Below are 18,084 nucleotides of genomic sequence, written 5' to 3'. Positions count from 1 at the left end.
GAACTGTCCGAATATCCAAGAGAATCCCGGTCGGGATCAGCGGCGATAGCAGCTCGATTTCTTGCCGAAACCGGCGGCGGAACAAATCCAGCTGCCGCGACCGAGCGACGCTTTGCGGACCAGACGGCGCGATGTATTGGCATCATTCGCACCACGTTTCGCCAGCCAATCGAAATGCGTCCGGCCAGTACCGGCTGAAGATTTTGCGAGCTCCACACCAGGCTGGTTCGGTATCATGGTCATTTCCGCCTGAGCGACCGAAGACAGCGTGATTACGCCCGCTGCCAACGCCACCATCGGGAAGTTCCGGACAAAAAATTTCTTTTTCATGGTTCCTACCTCAATTTTATCGTTCCGGTCACAAGCCGTGCAAAAAGCATGCAAACTGGTGCTTATATTCATTGAACGGCATTCAACCATAAAAATCTTAGCGATCAATGAAGACTTTTTCGTGGTTAAATCTGACGAATAATCAGGCACAACAAAGATATAACGCCCGGGGAAACCCCGGGCGTTATCAATACACTAACCCTGCGCCTGATCGGCGGCAGCTTTCCGCCGACGGCGCGTATTCCTGTCGATCAATCCAGAATCTGGTTTTTGACACGCCAGTCCGGCAGGCCAAACCCTTCGGGCCACGGGTAGACTTCGGGGTAGTTAAAATAGACCACGCCAACGAGGCTGGGATATTCCGCTTTGACCTGACGCACGGTATTTTTCCACGTCTCGACATAGGCCTGCCTGCCGACATAGCCCAGTTCGGCGACCACCACGGGCTTGCCGTATTTGGCGGCTCGTTCGTAGCGCGGCGCAAAGATTTCGTCGAAGGTTTGATCATGGCCGAACTTGTACTGATCCCAAGCCTGCAATCCGAAAACCGACACGCCGATCAAGTCGGCATAATCATCGCCCGGATAATATTCATCCATGTTCTCGTAGCCGAGCGGCGACCACATGACCGTGATATTCGGCGCCGATTCACGACACAGATCAATCATATGGCGATAGGCCGCAATATAGGCCTCCGGTTCCCAGTCGGCCCAGATGAATTGACCGCTCTTATCTTCCATTTCATGCGCCCAGCGCAGCGTTACCGGGCTTTTCAAAGTGCCCAAGATATCGCAAATGGCCTTCATGTTGGGATCATAGGTGCCGTTCTCGATCCCCTGGCGCAGATACCGTGCGGTGTTGCGTTCACTGCGCGACCAGGTCCAGGGTTCCACCGTCACCAGCAGCGACCGATTGCGTTCCAGCGCATATTCGTCGGCGTCATAAAGCGACTGCAAATAGACATCTTCCCACGGCAGAAAGAGATGTTCGATGACAACTTCGCCATCTTTGGAAAAATCGCCATCGGGATCGTAAACCCCAAACGGCAATTCACCCGGAGGCGCCGCATGGGCCGCCGCGACGGTCATGGCGAGCGTCGTAAGTCCCGCAGCAAAAGCGCTGATCAGCTTTGAAGTTCTTCTGTCCATTCTCTTCCCCTTTTTACTTGCGGAAATTGACAAGAGCCTCGGCCCAGCCCGGTAAATACGTGACCCGGACACTGTTTTCAGCGTTACCCATACCAGCGCCCGATACAACATATTCGACCTTTACCACCTTCATCGGCTGCAACCCTACAGCCAGAGCATGAAGACTTTCCTGACCTCTGAGTGTAAACGCTCCAACCAGCAGAAACATGATCAAGCTCAAAGTAGAGAGGTCGCGGAGCACTATTTTTCGTTTCAACGGCTTATTTCGGCCGGCGCGTTTCAGTTGCGCCACCAGCGCGACCGAAAGCAGGATGCAATAAAGCACTGCGTTGACCAGCGACAGCAGGTAGAATCCGCGCGCTTCGGTGACGGTGGATACCAACAGAACCGGCGCCATCGCCCCCAGCGCCAGCGCGGCATAAACAGCGATGATCTTGCCCGGCAGCAGGTTTTCAGCCTGCGCGCCCTTGGGGGTGATGCGGAAATCCACGAACCTGCCGGTGATCCTGTCGCGCACCGCCATCACGCAGCCCCACAATACCCAGGGCCATTGCAGCATGACGAACAGCGCCTTTTCCCAAGCCAGCACCTTGGCCCAGCGAGGGCGGAAAAATCCATCGCGTTTCATCGCGTAGGCAAACAGGATCATCACCCCGACCGCAGGCAGGGAATGGCCCAGAAAAGCGGGATAGGTGACATCGGCAAAGCGAATATCAAGACTGACCGCAATGATCGGCACCAGATACATCATCGACATCGACAGCGCAAAAAACACATACCATGTCTGGCACAGCAGAAAGAGCAGCTTCAGCCGCAGCGGCATGGTTTTCAGATAATGCGGCGTATAGCGCAGCAGCAGCGACAAGAGTGAACGCGACCACTGAAATTCCTGTGTCACCAGATCGGCAAGCGTGTCGGGCCCCTGCCCCACGGCGATGGCATCGATCGCATGGACCCCGCGCCAGCCGGCGGACGAAATCAGCATCGTGGTCGAGTGATCCTCGGCCAGTTCCGGGCCCAATCCGCCCGCGCCTTTCAGCGCCTTGGTCCGGACCGCGTAATGCGACCCGATACACATCGGGGTCAGCACCGCTGTATATCCGGCCTGAAACACGCCGTGAAAGGCGGCTTCGGAATACAGCCTTGTGCGCGCGGCCCAGCTTGTTTTGGCATTGGCGGCGCAGATTGACGGGGCCGAGGCATAGCCGACGTCGTCATCCGCAAACGGCCTGAGCATTTCACGCAGATATCCCGGCTGTGGCACGTGGTCGGCGTCGAGCTGGCTAACGATGTCGTAATCGCGATAGCCCCAGTGATCGTAAAAATAGGCCAGATTGCCTTCTTTGCAGCGGGTACGCCGGGGCCATTCCGCGCGGTGATAGTCCGCCACCCCGTGGCGGGTGGAGATTTTCACGCCTTTGGCGGTGCACCAGTATTTGGTTTCCTGGCTTGGGTCTTCGTCGGCCAGCCAGGTGTCATGGGGATATTCCTGCGCCAGCATCGCTTCGAGCGTTTCGCGCACCACTTCGAACGGTTCGGCGGGGGTCTTGGTGGTGATCATTGCCACCCGGTATTGCCCCGGCTGCGGATCGGGCGCGGCGGATTTGCGGGCGCTGAGAAACACCAGCACGAAATAAAGCTGCATCCCCCAGATCCACAGCATCGCTGCCGTGACGATCCAATACCGCAGCGGCGCGATCATGTTTTGTGGTTGCAACCACCACGCCCAGAACCAACCGGCGGCCAGGAACCACATCCCGGCGATGACGAAGTATTTCAGCGCCCGCACACCGGTCAGCATCGGCGCAAGATTGGGGCGCGGTTCAAGTGCGGGATGGCGTTTGCCGGTCATCTGGTCCCCGAATGACCGAACCATGGGGCGGCATCAGCGACGATCTGATCGAGCGCGGTATATTCGGCCCGAAAGCCAAGGGTTTCATCTGCCCGGGTCGGGTCGGCGGTCAGACTATCGGGATCACCGGCGCGGCGCGGCGCGGAAACGACCGGCACCGCTTGACCCGTCACGCGGGTCACGGCATCGACCACTTCGCGCACCGAATGGCCCCGTCCGGTGCCCAAATTGACCGCAAGGCTGTCACCACCGTCGTCAAGATGGTTCAGCGCCAAAACGTGGGCGCGGGCCAGATCGGACACATGGATGTAATCGCGGATGCAAGTGCCGTCAGGCGTGTCGTAATCTTCTCCGAAGACATGCAGCGCACCCTGCCCCGCCGCCGCCATCAAGGCCAGCGGGATCAGGTGGGTTTCGGGGTCGTGGCGTTCGCCGACCTCGCCTTCGGGATCGGCCCCGGCGGCATTGAAATAGCGCAACGCGGCAAAGCGCAAACCCCAAGCCGCGGCCGCGTCCTGTAACATCCATTCGCAAATCAGCTTGCTGCGGCCATAAGGATTGATCGGACGCTGCGGCGCGGTTTCGGTGATCGGCTGAGTTTCGGGAATGCCATAAGTGGCGCAGCTGGACGACAGCACGACCCGGTCGACCCCTTCGGCCCGCATCGCCGTCAGCAGCGATATCATGCAGCCGAGATTATTATCGTAGTAAAGTTCGGGCTGCGCGGTGCTTTCTCCGACATAGGCGAAGGCGGCAAAATGGATCACAGCATCGATCCGATGAGCGCGCAATGTATCGCGGACCCGGTCGGTGTCGCGCAGATCGGCTTCAACCAATGGCCCCCATTTCACCGCGTCGGCATGGCCGCGCGACAGGTTGTCAACCACCACCGGCTGCAACCCGGCCCGCGCCAGCGCCTTGCAGGCGTGGCTACCGATGTAACCGGCCCCACCCGTAACCAAGATGTTGCGCAATTCCGATCCCATCACGAAACTTGCCTGTTCAGGCGTTGCTTGCGTTTCAGTTCTTCGCGGAAATATTCGATGGTGGGACCAAGCCCTTCGCGCAACGGAATCTTGGGGGCCCAGCCCAGTAGTCTGCCAGCGCGGGAAATGTCGGGGCAGCGGCGGCGCGGATCGTCCTGCGGCAAATCGTGATAGCTGATGCCGACATCGGTCCCCGTTAGTTCAAGCACGATATCTGCCAGTTCAGCGATGGTGAATTCCCCCGGATTGCCCAGATTGACCGGATCGTCGATCTTGCCGAAGCTGTTTTCTGTTTCCATCAGCGCGATCAAACCATCAAGCATATCGTCGATAAAGCAAAACGAACGGGTCTGGTGGCCATCGCCATAAATGGTCAGGTTCTGACCGGTGAAGGCTTGCACGATGAAGTTGGAAATAACCCGGCCATCTTCTGGGTCCATTTTCGGCCCGTACGTGTTGAAAATCCGGGCGATGCGGGTGTCGACCCCTTCGCGTTCGTGCATTTCATGAAAAAGCGTTTCCGCACCGCGCTTACCTTCATCGTAACAGGAACGAGGTCCGACCGTGTTGACCAGCCCGCGATAAGTCTCGGACTGCGGCGACACGTCGGGGTCGCCATACACTTCTGAGGTCGAGCTTTGCAGGATACGCGCGCCCTTTTCTTCGGCCAGTTCCAGCAGGTTGATGCCGCCAATGACCGAGGTCTTGAAGGTGTGCAGCGGATCGCGCTGATATTTTGGCGGGGACCCCGGGCAGGCCAGATTGTAAATCCGGTCGACCGGCCCTTCGATGCTAAAAGGGTCGATGATGTCGTGCAGGAAAAACGCGAAATTGGGATGTTCGAGAAGCCCGGCAATGTTTTCCTGCCGCCCGGTTTCGAGGTTGTCGACACAAATCACCCGGTCGCCCTCGGAAATCAGCCGCGCCCCCATATTAGACCCGATGAACCCTGCACCCCCGGCAATAATTACCGTACGCCCGGACCGGTAAGGTCTCTGGGACAAAAAACCCGGTTCGTAAACATTTAGTCTGCTCATATCACATCATACACAATCGTTGGCACCTTCTTTGTCTAGCCGTTTTTTTGGCTGCCCCCCAAACGACCTCTCATCAAAACGACATGAACCTTAACATTTGAAAGCACATATTCTTTACTTAACACAAATGTTGCATCGTTTCCGCAACGTCGTGAGGCGCATTTTCTTTTAGAAACAACCACCTATCGATTGCCCCGCGAAAATCGCAACCCAAACCGGATTACTGCTGCACCAAGTCGCGGCTCAGACAGCTTTGGTCGAGATCAAGGTCGATGCGAATACCCCCATTGCGCCAGAACCGAAAATAGTCCCCTGAAACGCCTCCGACCCGTTCATGAAGGGGGGTGAAACGGTTGAAGTAGTAAGTGGTACCGGCGAATTTCACCGAGCGGATGAACAGGTCGGTATCGCCGGTCTGGCCTTCACCCGCCCATTCGTCGTTCAGAAAAAACAACTCGATATTGCGCGGACAGGGGCCAGCGGAGACCGGCAAATGAAAGGTGGTGATCGCGGCATCGATTTCGGCCTGGGTCACCGCCTGGTCGGCATTGGACGGGGCCGAGGTCAGCTTGAAACCGCCGACATGTTCGCCATCCATCATCACCCAGCCTTCGGGCGGGGATTTGAAGCTCATCCCGGTTGCGGCGATTTCGATTTCATCCGCCTCGGCCTGATCCTGTTCGGCCGCGCCGCTATGGGCCAACAGCCAGTCGATATACTGGTTATGCGCGGCGATGGCGACGCCCAGCTTGTCGCGCGCTGCGGCCGCCTGTTTGGGTCTTGCTGCGGCGAGGTTGTCGATTTCGCCCGGGTCAGCGGCCAGATCGTAAAGCGCCATTTCGCCGGTATTGCCGTTGTAGATGAATTTTTCATCGCCTTCGCGATACCCCACGAGAAACCCGTTCCACGGCGAAAAGAACAGGATGCCGTTTTTACGACCCTCAGCAAAAACGGATCGTCCCTGCCACGAAGACGGGGTCGGAAATTCCAGCAGATCGGTGATCGTCGGCCCAATATCGGCGACCCCCACGAACAGGTCGCTGCGTGTCCCGTTGAACAATTGCGGATTGACCAGCGCCATCGGGATATGAACGTTTTCTTCGTTGATCCCGGCGGCGTGTACATAGGTGCCATGCTGACCAAAGGCTTCGCCATGATCGCCCAGCACCACCACGAGGGTTTCATCGGCCAACCCGCTTTGATCAAGATAGCTCATCAACTTGCCGAAGGCTTCATCGCCGACCCGCAATGCGTTTAGATAATCGTTATAGGTTTCGTCGGGCACGTAATCTTGCGGATTTTCACCGGGGAAATACGGGTAGTGGGTCATACCGGTGCGGAAAGATAAGAAGAACGGCAGATCAGGGCGCTGTTCGATCCATTTGATGATCTGGGTGACAGTACACAAATCGCTTGAGGTGTTGAGATACTTGTCGGTCACGCTGGCATATTCATAGACACCCGTTTCACAGTCCCAGTCCCGGTAATCGCTGACCTGTTCGAAACCTGCCGCTGAGACCAGGCCTTCTGTATCCTGAAACCGATTGTCTGAGGAGTTGAAAAAGGCGGTGCGCAACCCATTCGCGCGCATCACCTCGGGAACGAAAATCGTATCGAGATCCGGCCAGCTGGCCAGCATCGAAATCGGTGACAGTTCGGGAATAAGCGCAGCAAAGGCAGAGACAAGGAAATAGTTCGACGCGGGCACATGCGCATAGGCCCGGTCAAACGCCAGCGCCCGATCGAGGATCGCGGTCAGGTTGGGGGTGACATCATGCGGGCCAGTCCAGCTTTTGACCTGATTGGCGGGGGTCGATTCATAGGCGAAGATGATCGCATTGCGGATCGGTTTCACCGGTCTGCCCGGGCGCGGCAAGGGATCGGACGGACCAAACGGCATCGCAAGCCCCGATTGATCCGCAGCCAGACCGTCCAGCCCCTGAATGCCGCTGTCGCGCCCAACGGAGGTCGCAAAGGCGACGATCGGGTTTTGCAGCCGGGCCACGGAGACGCCAGCGGACCTGCTGCGCTGCGCAAAGCCCGCAATGACCGCAAAGGCCATCAAGCCCATCATCAGCTTGGGCACGATACCGGACTGTCCGCGGGCCAGAACCGCCGCCGATCCCAGCAGGGCAACGATACTGCCGACACCGACCATGATCACCTTGGCCGACACCACCCGGCGCATGTAATCCAGCGCCACATCGGTATGCGCCAGGTCGGAATAGGCGACCCAGTCCATCGTTAGCGGTGCCCCCAACATCCGCAGCGCCACCAGATTGGCCAGCCCGATCAGCAGGACAACCGTGGCCAGAGCACCGAACAGGATGGTGAACAACCGGCCCAGGGCACCGCCATTCGCGGACCGCACCAAGGCGGTAAAGACCAGCGTCAGCACCAGTACGATCAGCCAATCCTGCCCCAGTCCGCGCGCAAGCAGCGCCAGGTTCTGGCCCACTCCGCCCCCGCTCATCGCTTCGCGGAGCGCAAAGACGCGGGCAGCGGCCAGAAAAACGCCCAGAATGGCCCCGACCCAAAGGACGAAACGGAATTGCGCATCTTGCTTTCGCGACTCAGCATCGCGCTGTGGAGTATTCGTCATCTTTCCCATCAAAATTACCGCGCCAGCAAATCGCCGATCACGTCGGGACGCATCACATTGTCATTGCAGCGTTCGGGCCTGTCCAATTCGAGACAGGTTCGATACGCCGCATTTAGGGTCAGCCGCGTGGCAAACCCGTTCACGCTACCGCCATAAAGCCCCTCTTCCCTGAGGCGCATTTGCAAAATGTAATAGGCGACATTTTCATTGGCCTTTAGGATTTGCATCCCGAACCAGCGCGATTTCAGTTCGGGCCGGGCGAAATAGGCGTCGGCCACTGTCGCATAGGCCGCAGGCCCAAAAGCGGTGGCCGCGTCGATGCTCAACGCGAATTGAGCGCGCTCTTTCCTGGTCAGAAGATCGCCATAGGCGTCCAACGCCGCCCGCGCATCGGCGCGACGACGGTGCAAGTTCAGCCCGTTTCCGTCGCGCAGAAGTTCGATCAGGAACTTGGCGGCGGCGGCATTACCAGCATCGGCGGCGGTTCTGAGACGGGCAATCGTTTCGGGACCACTGGCGCGCATATTGATGCCCCACATGTTGCGGGTGGCTTCCAGCACGGCGATTTCTTCTTCACCGGCCTGACGCCCCTTTTCGGCATATCCATCGAACTTTGCCCGCGAAACGCGGCCCCCGCCGAGATAGCCATACATCGCACCATGCGCCAGAGAGACCCAGGCTTCGCTGGCACCCAGTTCACCGGCCCGGTTCAGCATCGCTTCGGCCGCTCGGGGGCTGCGCTGGCTCCACATAAGCATCTCACCGTAAGCCGCCAGCCCGCTGCCGTTGCCCTGTTCGGCAGCGGCTTCAAACAGCGTCATCGCGCCAGCGCGGTCCTGTTCCAACCCCTGCCCGAACAACAGCAGCTTGCCCAACGCGACCTGCGCCTTGTCATCACCTTTGGTAATCGCGGCATCCAGCAGGGCGCGGCCACGGTCCAGATCGCGGGTCAACGTCCAGCCGCCAATCAATTGTTCACCCAGAACACGCATCGCATCGGGGTTGCCCTGCGCCGCAGCCGCGTCCAACAGGTGCCGGGCCTTTGCGGGGTCGGTCGGAACGACGGTTCCCCAAAGATAGGCCTGCCCCAGTTCCAACTGCGCCTTGGCATCGCCGGATTGCGCTGCCTGCTGCAGCAGCGCAAGAGCCTGTGGAATATCCTTTGTAACAACCCAGCCATTCAGCAGGTGCTGGCCCAGAACCAGTTGCGCATCGACATCTCCCTGAGCGGCGGCAGTTTCCAGGGTTTGCAGCGCCTGTTTCAAATCGGCCTCGGTCGCAGTTTCAGCCCAGAGGGTTCTGTCAGCCTGCGTCACGACCTGCGAAGCCTCTGCGCTGAGCGGCTCCGGAGCCAAGCCGACAGCCAACACGGCCGCCCACATAAGTACGGCGGAAAGGCTATTTCTCCGGATCAAAGATGTCCCTCGCAAGGTCGAACTAATATCCATGCACCTGCCTTTCTCTGTAACACTGAGTTTGAAATGGGTCGGTTTACGGTAGCCGTAACACTAGCCTACAGCTCTAAAGAAAAATCCTTGATATAGCTCAACAAGCCCGAAATCTGATCCGAGGCCGGCGCTGTTGCGGATAATCACACGATCGACCTCAGCGGTTTCCATCATAATGTTTGCCACGACGAACTGTTTTAATCGCAACTGGACCCGGCCCGGCGTTACCCTTGAATCCAGCCCCACGCGTCGTCCAGTTGATCGGGCGGAAAAATCTTGACGTCGCCCTTGAACAGAAAGCCGCTGAGCCGGATACACCATTCGACCCAATCCGGTGCGCCAACAACAGCAAGGCGTTCGAAATCCGCTGCATGACGGAACCCGACAGATGCATCCTGCCAGGCCGCCGACATATCCCAGCCTTCAAAATCGGGGTCGGCGAAAAACAGCACCCGAAGCTTGCCGTACTGAGTGAACAGGTCTTCGAGCTTTGGCAGGAATTCGGCATAATCCTTTTCATGCAGTTTGCCGGTAACATGAAGACCGATGATATTGCCCCGGCTCTGATCCATGACTTCAATCATAGCATTCCTTCCTACCCGATCCGGGTCAGCCAGTTGTCGAGCGTGTCTTTCAGCGCGTCCGCTTCCTCCCGGAAACTGGTATGCAGGGACGACCATGCCTCGGTTCCCTTTTCCTTTGCCGCAGCAATCCGTTGATCAAGATCTGCGTGGCGCTGGCGCAGCCGGGTTAGTTCGGCAAGCGCCTTGACCTTGTCGGACGTGCCGGATGCTTCGAAATGTTTCTGCGCGCGTTCAATCCCCTGATCGACCTCGTGCAATTGCCTTTCAAGATAGTCGATATAATCGGACATCTTTTTCCCTCCTATCGCCAAAGTTACATTATCGCATCTCAGATTTCGAAACTCTGCCCCATCTTGGGCAACTCCACACGGTGCCCCTTGAGCCCTTTGGCGAAGCTTTTCATCGCATCGCTTTCGCCATGCACAAGGAAGGTAATTTCAGGCTTGCCGGTGCGCTGGTGCCATTCCAGAAGTTCCTTGCGGCCAGCATGTGCCGAAAACCCATTGATGGTATGTATATGCGCCCGGATTGGAATATGGTCGCCGAACAGCTTCACCGATTTGGCGCCATCAATGATGATCCGGGCGAGCGTTCCTTCGGCCGCATAGCCGACAAAGATAACGCTGCAATCGGCATGGGCAAGGTTGTGACGCAGGTGATGCCGAACGCGCCCGCCTGTACACATCCCCGATCCTGCCATCAGAACCGACCCCGACCGGACCCGGTTCAACCGGCGCGATTCAGATGCTTCGCGGGTGAAATGAAGCCCGGGCAATTTGAACGGGTCGCGCCCGCTTGAGATCATTTTCGACAAATCTTCCTTCATCGCTTCGGGGTGACGTTCGAACAGTTTGGTGGCCGAGATCGCCATCGGCGAGTCGAGATAGACCTGTAGCGATGGGCTGATCTGTTCGGCCTCTATTCCTTCACGCAGGAAATAAAGAAGCTCCTGCGCCCGTTCCAGGGCGAAGGTTGGGATGATGACATTGCCGCCACGCGCATCGGCATCCTTTATGGCTTCGTAAAATTCATCGACCGAGGCATCAAGCGACCGGTGATCACGGTCGCCATAGGTCGTTTCCATCACCACGGCATCAACCCCATGCGGCGGGGCGGGCGGGTTCAGCAACGGGCGGTCGTTGGGACCAATATCGCCGGAAAACAGAATGCTGCGATGACGATCACTTTCTTCCGCCTCAATCAGAATACTGGCCGATCCAAGGATATGTCCTGCATCGTAAAATGTCGCGCGGACCCCGTGGCCCAGGTCGATGGGCCGTTCGTATTGCGCCTGACGCCCGAAAAGCCCGATCGCGTCGAACGCATCCACGGTGTCGTATAGTGGACGGTCCTTTTGACCGTGATGTCGACGGCGTTTGGCTTCTTCCTCATGCAGGTGGGCGGAATCCATCAGGACCAACCGGGTCAGATCGCGGGTGGCGGCGGTGCTGATGATTTCGCCTGAAAAGCCGCGTTTCAGCAGCAGAGGAATGCGGCCGCAATGATCGAGATGGGCATGGGTCAGCAGCAACACGTCGATCTTGCCTGGTTCAAAACCGAAATCGGCGGCGTTATCTTCGTGCAGTTCGTGCCCGCCCTGAAACATGCCGCAATCGACAAGAATTTTCAGGCCGCAGACCTCGACCAAGTGGCAAGACCCGGTCACCCCCTGTGCCGCACCGTGAAATGAAATACGCATCATTTGCCTCCCTCAAGTCAGCGTTTGCCCCGCCCTGTCATACCAGCGCTGAATGTCGTCCCAAATTTCTTCCGCCGTTTCGGCGTACCAGAACAGGTCGCGGTCCTCGGGATCAATGGTCCCCTCCTCCATCAGGAATTCCGGATTGAAAGCGTTTTCCCAGTAGCTGCGCCCGACCAGAATGACCGGAACCGGCTTGATTTTTCGGGTCTGAATCAAAGTCAGTGCTTCGAACATTTCGTCCAGCGTACCGAAGCCACCGGGGAAAATGACAAGCGCACGGGCCCGTTGCATGAAATGCAATTTGCGCATCGCGAAATAGTGCAACCGAAAACACAACCCCGGCGTCAGGTAAGGGTTGGGAAATTGTTCATGCGGCAGCGTGATATTCAGCCCAACGGTACGGGCCCCGACATCATGAGCGCCTCTGTTTGCGGCTTCCATCAATCCCGGACCACCGCCGGTAACGACGGCAAGCCGATTGCCGCTTTCACCCTCGACCCGGCCTACGATCTGACCGAATTCTCGGGCCACGTCGTAATATCGGCTTCTGTCCAGCAGCCGCCGGGCAATCCGCAAGTCGCGTTCCGCCTCATGGTCTCCGGGGTTTTGTGCCACCAGCGCTTCCAGTGCTGTAACCTTTTCACGGATCGCCTTGGGTTCGGCAATCCGGGTGCTGCCGAAAACCACAATCGAATGCGCAATGCCGTGCTCGCGGAACAGGTTTTCCGCTTTGAGGTAATCGAGTTGCAGCCGAACGCCCCGCGTCGCTTCGCCCTGAAGAAACTCCACATCTTCATCAGCCTGACGATATTCCGGACTGTTCATAATAGTCGCGATCAGGCGTGGGGCCGTGGGGTCTTCGGCGTCAGACTTCGGCGCTGTCCACGGCAATTCCGCCTTGCGCTTGTCCGGATGGGCTGGCTGCGGTTTTTCGCGGGAATCGGGATGGGATTTGGGCATGACAGACGATCACTGGATTGGTGTCGGGGTCCTCCCATCAGCTCATCTTGCCGATAAATTGTCTTTGATCTGCGTCATGCGTTTTGGCCTTGTGACGACAGGTTACCCTGTACAGTTAAATGAGCGTGGTTCTGATCCAAATCAACGGCAGGCTCTCCCGCCCATGCGTAATTTCGCACAAACTGGAGGCCCAATGATTCGTTTTGCCCTTTTCTCCCTTACCGGCCTGATACGCAGACTGTCCGCCCCTTGTCCGAGGAATGCCTAGCATGAACGTCTTTGCCTGGCTGAACGATCAACTGCTCCGGATGCAATGGCTGTCAGATCTGGTGACAGCCGGAATTTCAAGCGTAGGTCTTGATCCGGCGTCGCGCATCGGCGGGTCGGTGCAGTTCTTCGTCTATGACGTGATCAAGATCTTCATTCTGCTGTCGGTGCTGATCTTCTCGATTTCCTACGTCCAGAGCTTCTTTCCACCCGAACGCACCCGCCGCATCCTGGGAGGACGTTCAGGGATCTGGGCGAACACCCTGGCCGCCCTTCTGGGTACCATCACACCATTCTGTTCCTGTTCGTCGATCCCGATCTTTATCGGCTTCACGGCTGCGGGTCTGCCGTTGGCGATCACCTTTTCTTTCCTGATTTCGTCGCCGCTGGTGGATTTGGCGTCGGTTATTCTGCTGGCGTCGATCTTCAACTGGCCGATCGCACTGGCCTATGTCGTCGTCGGGCTGGTGGTTGCAGTCGTCGGCGGTACCCTGATCGGGCGCGCCGGGATGGAAAATCAGATCGCCGATTTCGTCCATAACGCCCCTGTTCAGGACAACGACCATGCGATGACGCGGGCAGAACGGCTTGTCTTTGCGCGCGATCAGGTGACCGAGATTGTCCATCGGGTCTGGCCTTACGTGTTGATCGGGGTCGGTATCGGCGCGATGATTCACAATTGGGTGCCGACTGGCATCGTCACTGCGCTGCTGGGGCAGGACAAATGGTGGTCGGTTCCCGTGGCGACCCTGGTTGGCATCCCGATGTATGCCGATATTTTTGGAACCCTGCCGATTGCCGAAGCTCTAGTTGGCAAAGGTGTCGGACTTGGCACTGTCCTGTCTTTCATGATGGCAGTTACCGCGCTGTCCCTGCCGTCGATCATCATGCTTAAACGCGTGGTCAACATGCCGCTTCTGGTGCTTTTCCTGACCGTCGTCACCGGGGGTATTCTTGGCATTGGCGTATTGTTCAACACCATCACCCACTGGTTTATCTGAAAGGAACACGACCATGATCATCAAGATCCTCGGATCCGGCTGCAAGAAATGCGTGACCCTGGGCGAAAACGCCAAGACTGCGGCCGAAGCCGCAGGCAAGCAGGCCGAGATCGTCAAAGTAACCGATATCGCCCAGATCGCCGGTTATGGCGTGATGTCGACCCCGGGACTGGTAATCGACGAAAAGCTGGTTTCTGCCGGCAAGGTTCTGACCGCTTCGGAAATCGGGAAGTTGCTGTAACGAGGATATCACCACGACCATTCCTCGACGCGAATTGCCGGCCCCGCTTGTCTCTGAACAACCAAGACGGCTTCTGTTTCAGGTTATCATTTATTGCGTTGCGCCGTTTGGGGTCCATTGACATACTGATTTCAAGGACTTCAATACGGGCTTGGGAAACCGTTCTCCCCACTTGCGCTGATGGCGAGGAAATTGCAGATGCATGACGACCCGCACATTGATAACGAGCTGGACGACATGACGGCCAGAGTGCGTGCGCTTGAGACAATCCTCGTCGAAAAGGGGCTTGTGGATCCGGCCGCCGTCGATGCCATCATCGAAACCTATGAACACAAGGTCGGGCCCCGAAACGGTGCCGCCATCGTCGCCCGGGCCTGGAGCGAACCGGATTTCGCAGATTGGCTGCGGGAGGACGCGAATGAAGCCATCGCTTCGATGGGGTTCGTCGGTCGGCAAGGTGAACACATGGTGGCACGTTTCAACACGCCCGATGAACACAACATGGTCGTCTGCACCCTTTGTTCCTGCTATCCTTGGCCGGTGCTGGGCCTGCCCCCCACATGGTACAAAACGCCCGCCTACCGGTCACGAGCTGTGCGAGAACCGCGCGCCGTCCTTAAAGAATTCGGCGTAACATTGCCCGAAACCACCCACATCAATGTTTGGGATTCGACGGCCGAAATCCGCTATTTGGTGATTCCCGAACGCCCGGAAGGGACGCAAGGGATGGATGCCGCTGCTCTTGCAGATTTGGTGACCCGGGACAGCATGATCGGCTGCGGGCAGCCCCTTCGGCCTGAAACGCCATGAACGGGCCGCAGGATATCGGCGGGCGGCACGGCTTCGGCGCGGTGCACCCTGAGGATGAGACCACCCGGTTCCATGCCGACTGGGAAAAGCGGGTTCTCGGCGTCACCCTTGCCTCCGCCGCGCTGGGCTATTGGAATATCGATGCGTCCCGCCATGCGCGCGAAAGCCTGCCTCCGGCGGTCTATTACAATGCCAGCTATTACGAAATCTGGCTGCGCGCGCTTGAAAACCTGCTGGAAGCGGCGGGCGAAATCAGCCGCGACGAGTTGAGCGGGGGACATGCGCAGACCCCTGGCCAGCGCGCCGACCGCCGTATGTCGGTGGAAGCCGTTGCAGGCGTGCTTGCCAAGGGCGGCCCCGCCGACCGCCCCGGGCCCGACCCCGTCTTCGCCGTCGGCGATCGTGTCCGCACCCGCAACCATCAGCCCGCCGGTCACACCCGCCTGCCCGGCTATGCGCGCGGCCATTGCGGCATCGTCACCGATATCCACGGCTGCCATGTCTATCCCGACAGCAACGGCCATTTCGAGGGGGAACATCCCTGCCCTCTCTACACCGTGCGGTTCGACGCCGTGGAACTTTACGGTGCAGACGCCGACCCGACACTTTCCGTGAGCATCGAAGCCTGGGAGCCGTATCTTGAACGCGCCTGAAGCCCCCTTCGAAGAACCCTGGCAGGCGCAGCTTTTCGCCTTCACCGTCGCGCTGAACGAGGCGGGGCAATTCACTTGGGCGGAATGGGCATCCGTGTTTGGCCCCCGGGTTCAGCAGGTCGGGGCAGATGCCTATTGGCAGGTCTGGTCTGAAGCCCTGATCGAGATTCTGGAAACTGCCGGCATCGCCAGCCCCGAAGACGTTCAGGCCCTCACCGAACGCTGGCAGGCCGCAGCGCGGGCGACCCCGCACGGCACACCTATTGTGCTGTCAGCCGCACAATGATCCCGCTTCCTAAAAGGGGCGTAGCAGAGAAGCGTCGCGACCGCGAAGCCGAGTTTGTCGAACAGATCGGGAGTTTCGAGGCCGGTATCGCTTCGGTCGCCGCGCCGATACGCGACCTGTCTGGCCGCACGATCGCGGCGCTTAATGCCACGACCTCTGCCGATGGCTCTGGTGGTATACCGCCACAGCTTCGCGACGCGGTTGTTGCCGCTGCCCATCGAATTTCACGTCTCATGGGCGCTGAACAGAGCCCGTCAGAGTACGGATTATAGGTACTGGCCTGCCCCCTGCTAGTCCCTCACTCATAACGAGAGTCCGCAGTTTGAGGTTTGCTCTGTTCTCTGGCGAAGGAGACAGACGATGAAGAGAAGCCGTTTCAGCGAAAATCAAACCATCGGGATATTGGAACCGTATAACGGCTCAGAGCAGCGAAATGGTGAAACTGGGCTTTGTGAACGACCGCACGAGTTCCGAGGCCCTTTCATGCAAAACCCCCGCCGTGATCCTAGATGAGGGATCGTGCTGATCTCAACCATGATCACGCTGGTCCTGGTCATCGGGGTGGTCGCCATACTGCAATCGGCCGGATTGGCGAATGCGAAGCTGCTGAAGAAAGCCGCTTACGCGCAGCGCGAGGATATGGCGCGCAGGGCGGTGCGGGAACTGGCCCGGCCGTTGGGGGCGGAGGCTCTGTCGCGGGACGAAGCGGAGGTGGGATTCGAGACGAAGGTGATGGCGGTTGAGTTTGATGGTGTCGGGTTTGAGGTGGGGTTCAGGAAGACACCGAAGCGGAGTGTACTAGGAATAATGCTCAAGCGTGATCAATGACGTTGTAAACGTAAAAAATAAGCAACGGCCTAGACAGCCTTTCAGGGTTATATCCTTCATTCATTGCGAATTAAAAGTATTCCTTGTCGCCTCAGAAATAAAATGAATTTACTTTGTTTGTTTTATTAAAATTTTCTCCTTAACAGCACCCCGACAACTGTTGAAATCAAAAATACCGGGGCACACAAATGCAAAATATCCAAAATATCGACCCAAGCGGCTTTGAATACAGCCATTAAACGAACGGACCCATCTTCATAGGAGTAATACAAACCGGAAAGAGAGAAAAAAGTAAAGGCGGCATAGAGAATCAGAAACCCCCAAGAAAAAGCAACTCTAAAAAATAGCGGCAACACCATAATCAATACATACATATAAATTATCGAAAATTTGATCGCCCCTAAAACCTTTTTGAATCCAACGACCTCACCTTCAAAGTCGAAAAAAAGGTACGAATAAGAAAATAAACACGCAAATACCACAAGAAAGATGACAAAAAAAGTTCGCCTCTTTCTATGATCCCGAATATGTAGGCTCATTGTCACCTTCTTGACTTTCATCTTCTTCATATTGTTTGTCCATCGGTACACTTGACACTTTTTTGGCGAGCCCTTCGGCAATCTTTCCCAAAACCTCTTTTACGTTTTTTTTTGCTCAAGGCTGCCCCAATTGAACCACCAATGCCGACGGGAGCTTTTTCAACAAGCTCTCCCACTCCAATCACTCCAGCAGCAGATCCGATTACACCGCCTATTAGCGAATCAGAAAGAACCTCTTTGGTATCTATAGATACATCTTCTCCATTCAGCATATCTTCCGCCCCTTGGCCCAGAACGCTAGCATCTGCAGCACCGACCGCGCCTCCTACAGTATTTCCAAGCACTTTGCCATGTTTCGCGGCCGTTGCTGCCCCTACCCCATATTTCATACCAGTCGCAGCTACGTCTTTCGCAATCACTCCACTTACCAAACCTCCCGTTGCCCCGGCGATGGCACCAACAAAACCATTAGCGAACGCGCAACCCCAATCAATATCTCGATTATTGAAATAGTCTGAACCTACGCTAAACCCAGAACCGATCGCACCACCAATTGCAGCCCCCCAGAAGTTCCCTTCCGGATCGCTCAAGTTTACCGGATCGTTCCCCGAATACGCATACCGGTTGTGACGTGCTCCCCTGAGAGTCCTCGATTATAAGTTAGCTCTGTTCAGGTTTTGGTCCTCTTTCGACCGTTGATGATATTCCCACGGGGTGAGCCCGTCGAGGCTCGTATGGGGGCGGTGATAGTTATAGTCTTCGCGCCAGGCGTGGATCAGATGGCGGGCATGGCGCAGATTAGAGAACAGG

Annotated in this window: 21 protein-coding genes; 7 read left to right on the top strand and 14 right to left on the bottom strand. The window is 57.4% G+C overall.

Going from position 1 to position 18,084, the window contains the following annotated elements; genetic code table 11:
* Window positions 1-36: 36 nt before the first annotated feature.
* The 11 genes from VOI23_RS11855 to VOI23_RS11805 all read right to left on the bottom strand — a co-directional run bounded on the left by VOI23_RS11855 (window position 37) and on the right by VOI23_RS11805 (window position 12,649).
* Window positions 37-330, bottom strand: coding sequence for a hypothetical protein (locus VOI23_RS11855; protein WP_323785036.1), 294 nt, complete (start codon window positions 328-330; stop codon window positions 37-39).
* Between the two features lie 251 nt (window positions 331-581).
* Window positions 582-1,478, bottom strand: coding sequence for a glycoside hydrolase family 26 protein (locus VOI23_RS11850; protein ID WP_416376525.1), 897 nt, complete (start codon window positions 1,476-1,478; stop codon window positions 582-584).
* 13 nt (window positions 1,479-1,491) lie between these two features.
* Window positions 1,492-3,330 (bottom strand): glycosyltransferase family 2 protein, encoded by a 1,839-nt coding sequence (locus VOI23_RS11845; protein ID WP_416376524.1) that lies wholly within the window; start codon window positions 3,328-3,330, stop codon window positions 1,492-1,494.
* Complete coding sequence (gene galE, locus VOI23_RS11840; protein WP_323785034.1) at window positions 3,327-4,316, bottom strand: UDP-glucose 4-epimerase GalE; 990 nt, start codon at window positions 4,314-4,316, stop codon at window positions 3,327-3,329. The genes VOI23_RS11845 and galE overlap by 4 nt, the downstream gene beginning before the upstream one ends.
* Complete coding sequence (locus VOI23_RS11835; protein WP_323785033.1) at window positions 4,316-5,353, bottom strand: UDP-glucuronic acid decarboxylase family protein; 1,038 nt, start codon at window positions 5,351-5,353, stop codon at window positions 4,316-4,318. The genes galE and VOI23_RS11835 overlap by 1 nt, the downstream gene beginning before the upstream one ends.
* 220 nt (window positions 5,354-5,573) lie before the next feature.
* Complete coding sequence (locus VOI23_RS11830; RefSeq protein WP_323785031.1) at window positions 5,574-7,955, bottom strand: LTA synthase family protein; 2,382 nt, start codon at window positions 7,953-7,955, stop codon at window positions 5,574-5,576.
* Between the two features lie 14 nt (window positions 7,956-7,969).
* Window positions 7,970-9,322 carry a tetratricopeptide repeat protein gene (locus VOI23_RS11825; protein ID WP_323785030.1) on the bottom strand — a complete coding sequence of 451 codons (1,353 nt, stop codon included), beginning with the start codon at window positions 9,320-9,322 and terminating at the stop codon, window positions 7,970-7,972.
* Window positions 9,323-9,627: 305 nt separating this feature from the next.
* Window positions 9,628-9,987 (bottom strand): STAS/SEC14 domain-containing protein, encoded by a 360-nt coding sequence (locus VOI23_RS11820; protein WP_323785029.1) that lies wholly within the window; start codon window positions 9,985-9,987, stop codon window positions 9,628-9,630.
* An 11-nt stretch (window positions 9,988-9,998) separates the two neighbouring features.
* Window positions 9,999-10,277, bottom strand: a complete 279-nt coding sequence (locus VOI23_RS11815; protein ID WP_323785027.1) for a hypothetical protein — start codon at window positions 10,275-10,277, stop codon at window positions 9,999-10,001.
* Window positions 10,278-10,315: 38 nt separating this feature from the next.
* Window positions 10,316-11,686: an MBL fold metallo-hydrolase gene (locus VOI23_RS11810; protein WP_323785026.1), complete on the bottom strand. Its 1,371-nt coding sequence runs from the start codon at window positions 11,684-11,686 to the stop codon at window positions 10,316-10,318.
* Window positions 11,687-11,698: 12 nt separating this feature from the next.
* Window positions 11,699-12,649: a TIGR00730 family Rossman fold protein gene (locus VOI23_RS11805; RefSeq protein WP_323785025.1), complete on the bottom strand. Its 951-nt coding sequence runs from the start codon at window positions 12,647-12,649 to the stop codon at window positions 11,699-11,701.
* Between the two features lie 269 nt (window positions 12,650-12,918).
* Between VOI23_RS11805 and VOI23_RS11800 the strand changes: the two genes are divergently transcribed.
* The 7 genes from VOI23_RS11800 to VOI23_RS11770 all read left to right on the top strand — a co-directional run bounded on the left by VOI23_RS11800 (window position 12,919) and on the right by VOI23_RS11770 (window position 16,735).
* The gene (locus VOI23_RS11800; RefSeq protein WP_323785024.1) at window positions 12,919-13,917 is read left to right on the top strand and encodes a permease; all 999 of its coding nucleotides are present in this window, start codon (window positions 12,919-12,921) and stop codon (window positions 13,915-13,917) included.
* A gap of 13 nt (window positions 13,918-13,930) precedes the next feature.
* Window positions 13,931-14,158: a thioredoxin family protein gene (locus VOI23_RS11795; protein WP_323785023.1), complete on the top strand. Its 228-nt coding sequence runs from the start codon at window positions 13,931-13,933 to the stop codon at window positions 14,156-14,158.
* Between the two features lie 198 nt (window positions 14,159-14,356).
* Complete coding sequence (gene nthA, locus VOI23_RS11790) at window positions 14,357-14,968, top strand: nitrile hydratase subunit alpha (protein ID WP_323785022.1); 612 nt, start codon at window positions 14,357-14,359, stop codon at window positions 14,966-14,968.
* Entirely contained in the window at window positions 14,965-15,621 is a 657-nt protein-coding gene (nthB, locus tag VOI23_RS11785; protein WP_323785021.1) for a nitrile hydratase subunit beta, read from the top strand. Before nthA ends, nthB begins: the two co-directional genes overlap by 4 nt.
* On the top strand, window positions 15,608-15,907 hold the full coding sequence (locus VOI23_RS11780; RefSeq protein ID WP_323785020.1) for a nitrile hydratase accessory protein: 300 nt from the start codon (window positions 15,608-15,610) through the stop codon (window positions 15,905-15,907). The genes nthB and VOI23_RS11780 overlap by 14 nt, the downstream gene beginning before the upstream one ends.
* The gene (locus tag VOI23_RS11775; RefSeq protein WP_323785019.1) at window positions 15,904-16,179 is read left to right on the top strand and encodes a hypothetical protein; all 276 of its coding nucleotides are present in this window, start codon (window positions 15,904-15,906) and stop codon (window positions 16,177-16,179) included. Before VOI23_RS11780 ends, VOI23_RS11775 begins: the two co-directional genes overlap by 4 nt.
* A 247-nt stretch (window positions 16,180-16,426) precedes the next feature.
* Window positions 16,427-16,735, top strand: coding sequence for a hypothetical protein (locus tag VOI23_RS11770; protein ID WP_323785018.1), 309 nt, complete (start codon window positions 16,427-16,429; stop codon window positions 16,733-16,735).
* A gap of 125 nt (window positions 16,736-16,860) precedes the next feature.
* On the opposite strand, the gene VOI23_RS11765 is transcribed toward VOI23_RS11770, so the two are convergent.
* The 3 genes from VOI23_RS11765 to VOI23_RS11755 all read right to left on the bottom strand — a co-directional run.
* Complete coding sequence (locus VOI23_RS11765; RefSeq protein WP_323785017.1) at window positions 16,861-17,304, bottom strand: hypothetical protein; 444 nt, start codon at window positions 17,302-17,304, stop codon at window positions 16,861-16,863.
* The gene (locus tag VOI23_RS11760) at window positions 17,301-17,864 is read right to left on the bottom strand and encodes a hypothetical protein (protein ID WP_323785016.1); all 564 of its coding nucleotides are present in this window, start codon (window positions 17,862-17,864) and stop codon (window positions 17,301-17,303) included. The genes VOI23_RS11765 and VOI23_RS11760 overlap by 4 nt, the downstream gene beginning before the upstream one ends.
* A 63-nt stretch (window positions 17,865-17,927) precedes the next feature.
* Window positions 17,928-18,084 (bottom strand): integrase core domain-containing protein (locus VOI23_RS11755; RefSeq protein WP_323785237.1); only part of this gene is annotated, 157 nt, incomplete at its 5' end.

Origin of the sequence: Thalassovita sp., assembly GCF_034670005.1 — a bacterium.
In the GTDB taxonomy this organism is placed as follows: Bacteria; Pseudomonadota; Alphaproteobacteria; order Rhodobacterales; family Rhodobacteraceae; genus Thalassobius.
This window is presented reverse-complemented; position numbering and strand designations above follow the sequence as displayed.

Excerpts from the sequence above, each read along its gene's own strand:
- VOI23_RS11855 (WP_323785036.1), bottom strand. The coding sequence starts at position 330 with ATGAAAAAGAAATTTTTTGTCCGGAACTTCCCGATGGTGGCGTTGGCA.
- VOI23_RS11850 (WP_416376525.1), bottom strand. The coding sequence starts at position 1,478 with ATGGACAGAAGAACTTCAAAGCTGATCAGCGCTTTTGCTGCGGGACTT.
- VOI23_RS11845 (WP_416376524.1), bottom strand. The coding sequence starts at position 3,330 with ATGACCGGCAAACGCCATCCCGCACTTGAACCGCGCCCCAATCTTGCG.
- galE (WP_323785034.1), bottom strand. The coding sequence starts at position 4,316 with ATGGGATCGGAATTGCGCAACATCTTGGTTACGGGTGGGGCCGGTTAC.
- VOI23_RS11835 (WP_323785033.1), bottom strand. The coding sequence starts at position 5,353 with ATGAGCAGACTAAATGTTTACGAACCGGGTTTTTTGTCCCAGAGACCT.
- VOI23_RS11830 (WP_323785031.1), bottom strand. The coding sequence starts at position 7,955 with ATGACGAATACTCCACAGCGCGATGCTGAGTCGCGAAAGCAAGATGCG.
- VOI23_RS11820 (WP_323785029.1), bottom strand. The coding sequence starts at position 9,987 with ATGATTGAAGTCATGGATCAGAGCCGGGGCAATATCATCGGTCTTCAT.
- VOI23_RS11815 (WP_323785027.1), bottom strand. The coding sequence starts at position 10,277 with ATGTCCGATTATATCGACTATCTTGAAAGGCAATTGCACGAGGTCGAT.
- VOI23_RS11810 (WP_323785026.1), bottom strand. The coding sequence starts at position 11,686 with ATGCGTATTTCATTTCACGGTGCGGCACAGGGGGTGACCGGGTCTTGC.
- VOI23_RS11805 (WP_323785025.1), bottom strand. The coding sequence starts at position 12,649 with ATGCCCAAATCCCATCCCGATTCCCGCGAAAAACCGCAGCCAGCCCAT.
- VOI23_RS11800 (WP_323785024.1), top strand. The coding sequence starts at position 12,919 with ATGAACGTCTTTGCCTGGCTGAACGATCAACTGCTCCGGATGCAATGG.
- VOI23_RS11795 (WP_323785023.1), top strand. The coding sequence starts at position 13,931 with ATGATCATCAAGATCCTCGGATCCGGCTGCAAGAAATGCGTGACCCTG.
- nthA (WP_323785022.1), top strand. The coding sequence starts at position 14,357 with ATGCATGACGACCCGCACATTGATAACGAGCTGGACGACATGACGGCC.
- nthB (WP_323785021.1), top strand. The coding sequence starts at position 14,965 with ATGAACGGGCCGCAGGATATCGGCGGGCGGCACGGCTTCGGCGCGGTG.
- VOI23_RS11775 (WP_323785019.1), top strand. The coding sequence starts at position 15,904 with ATGATCCCGCTTCCTAAAAGGGGCGTAGCAGAGAAGCGTCGCGACCGC.
- VOI23_RS11765 (WP_323785017.1), bottom strand. The coding sequence starts at position 17,304 with ATGAAGAAGATGAAAGTCAAGAAGGTGACAATGAGCCTACATATTCGG.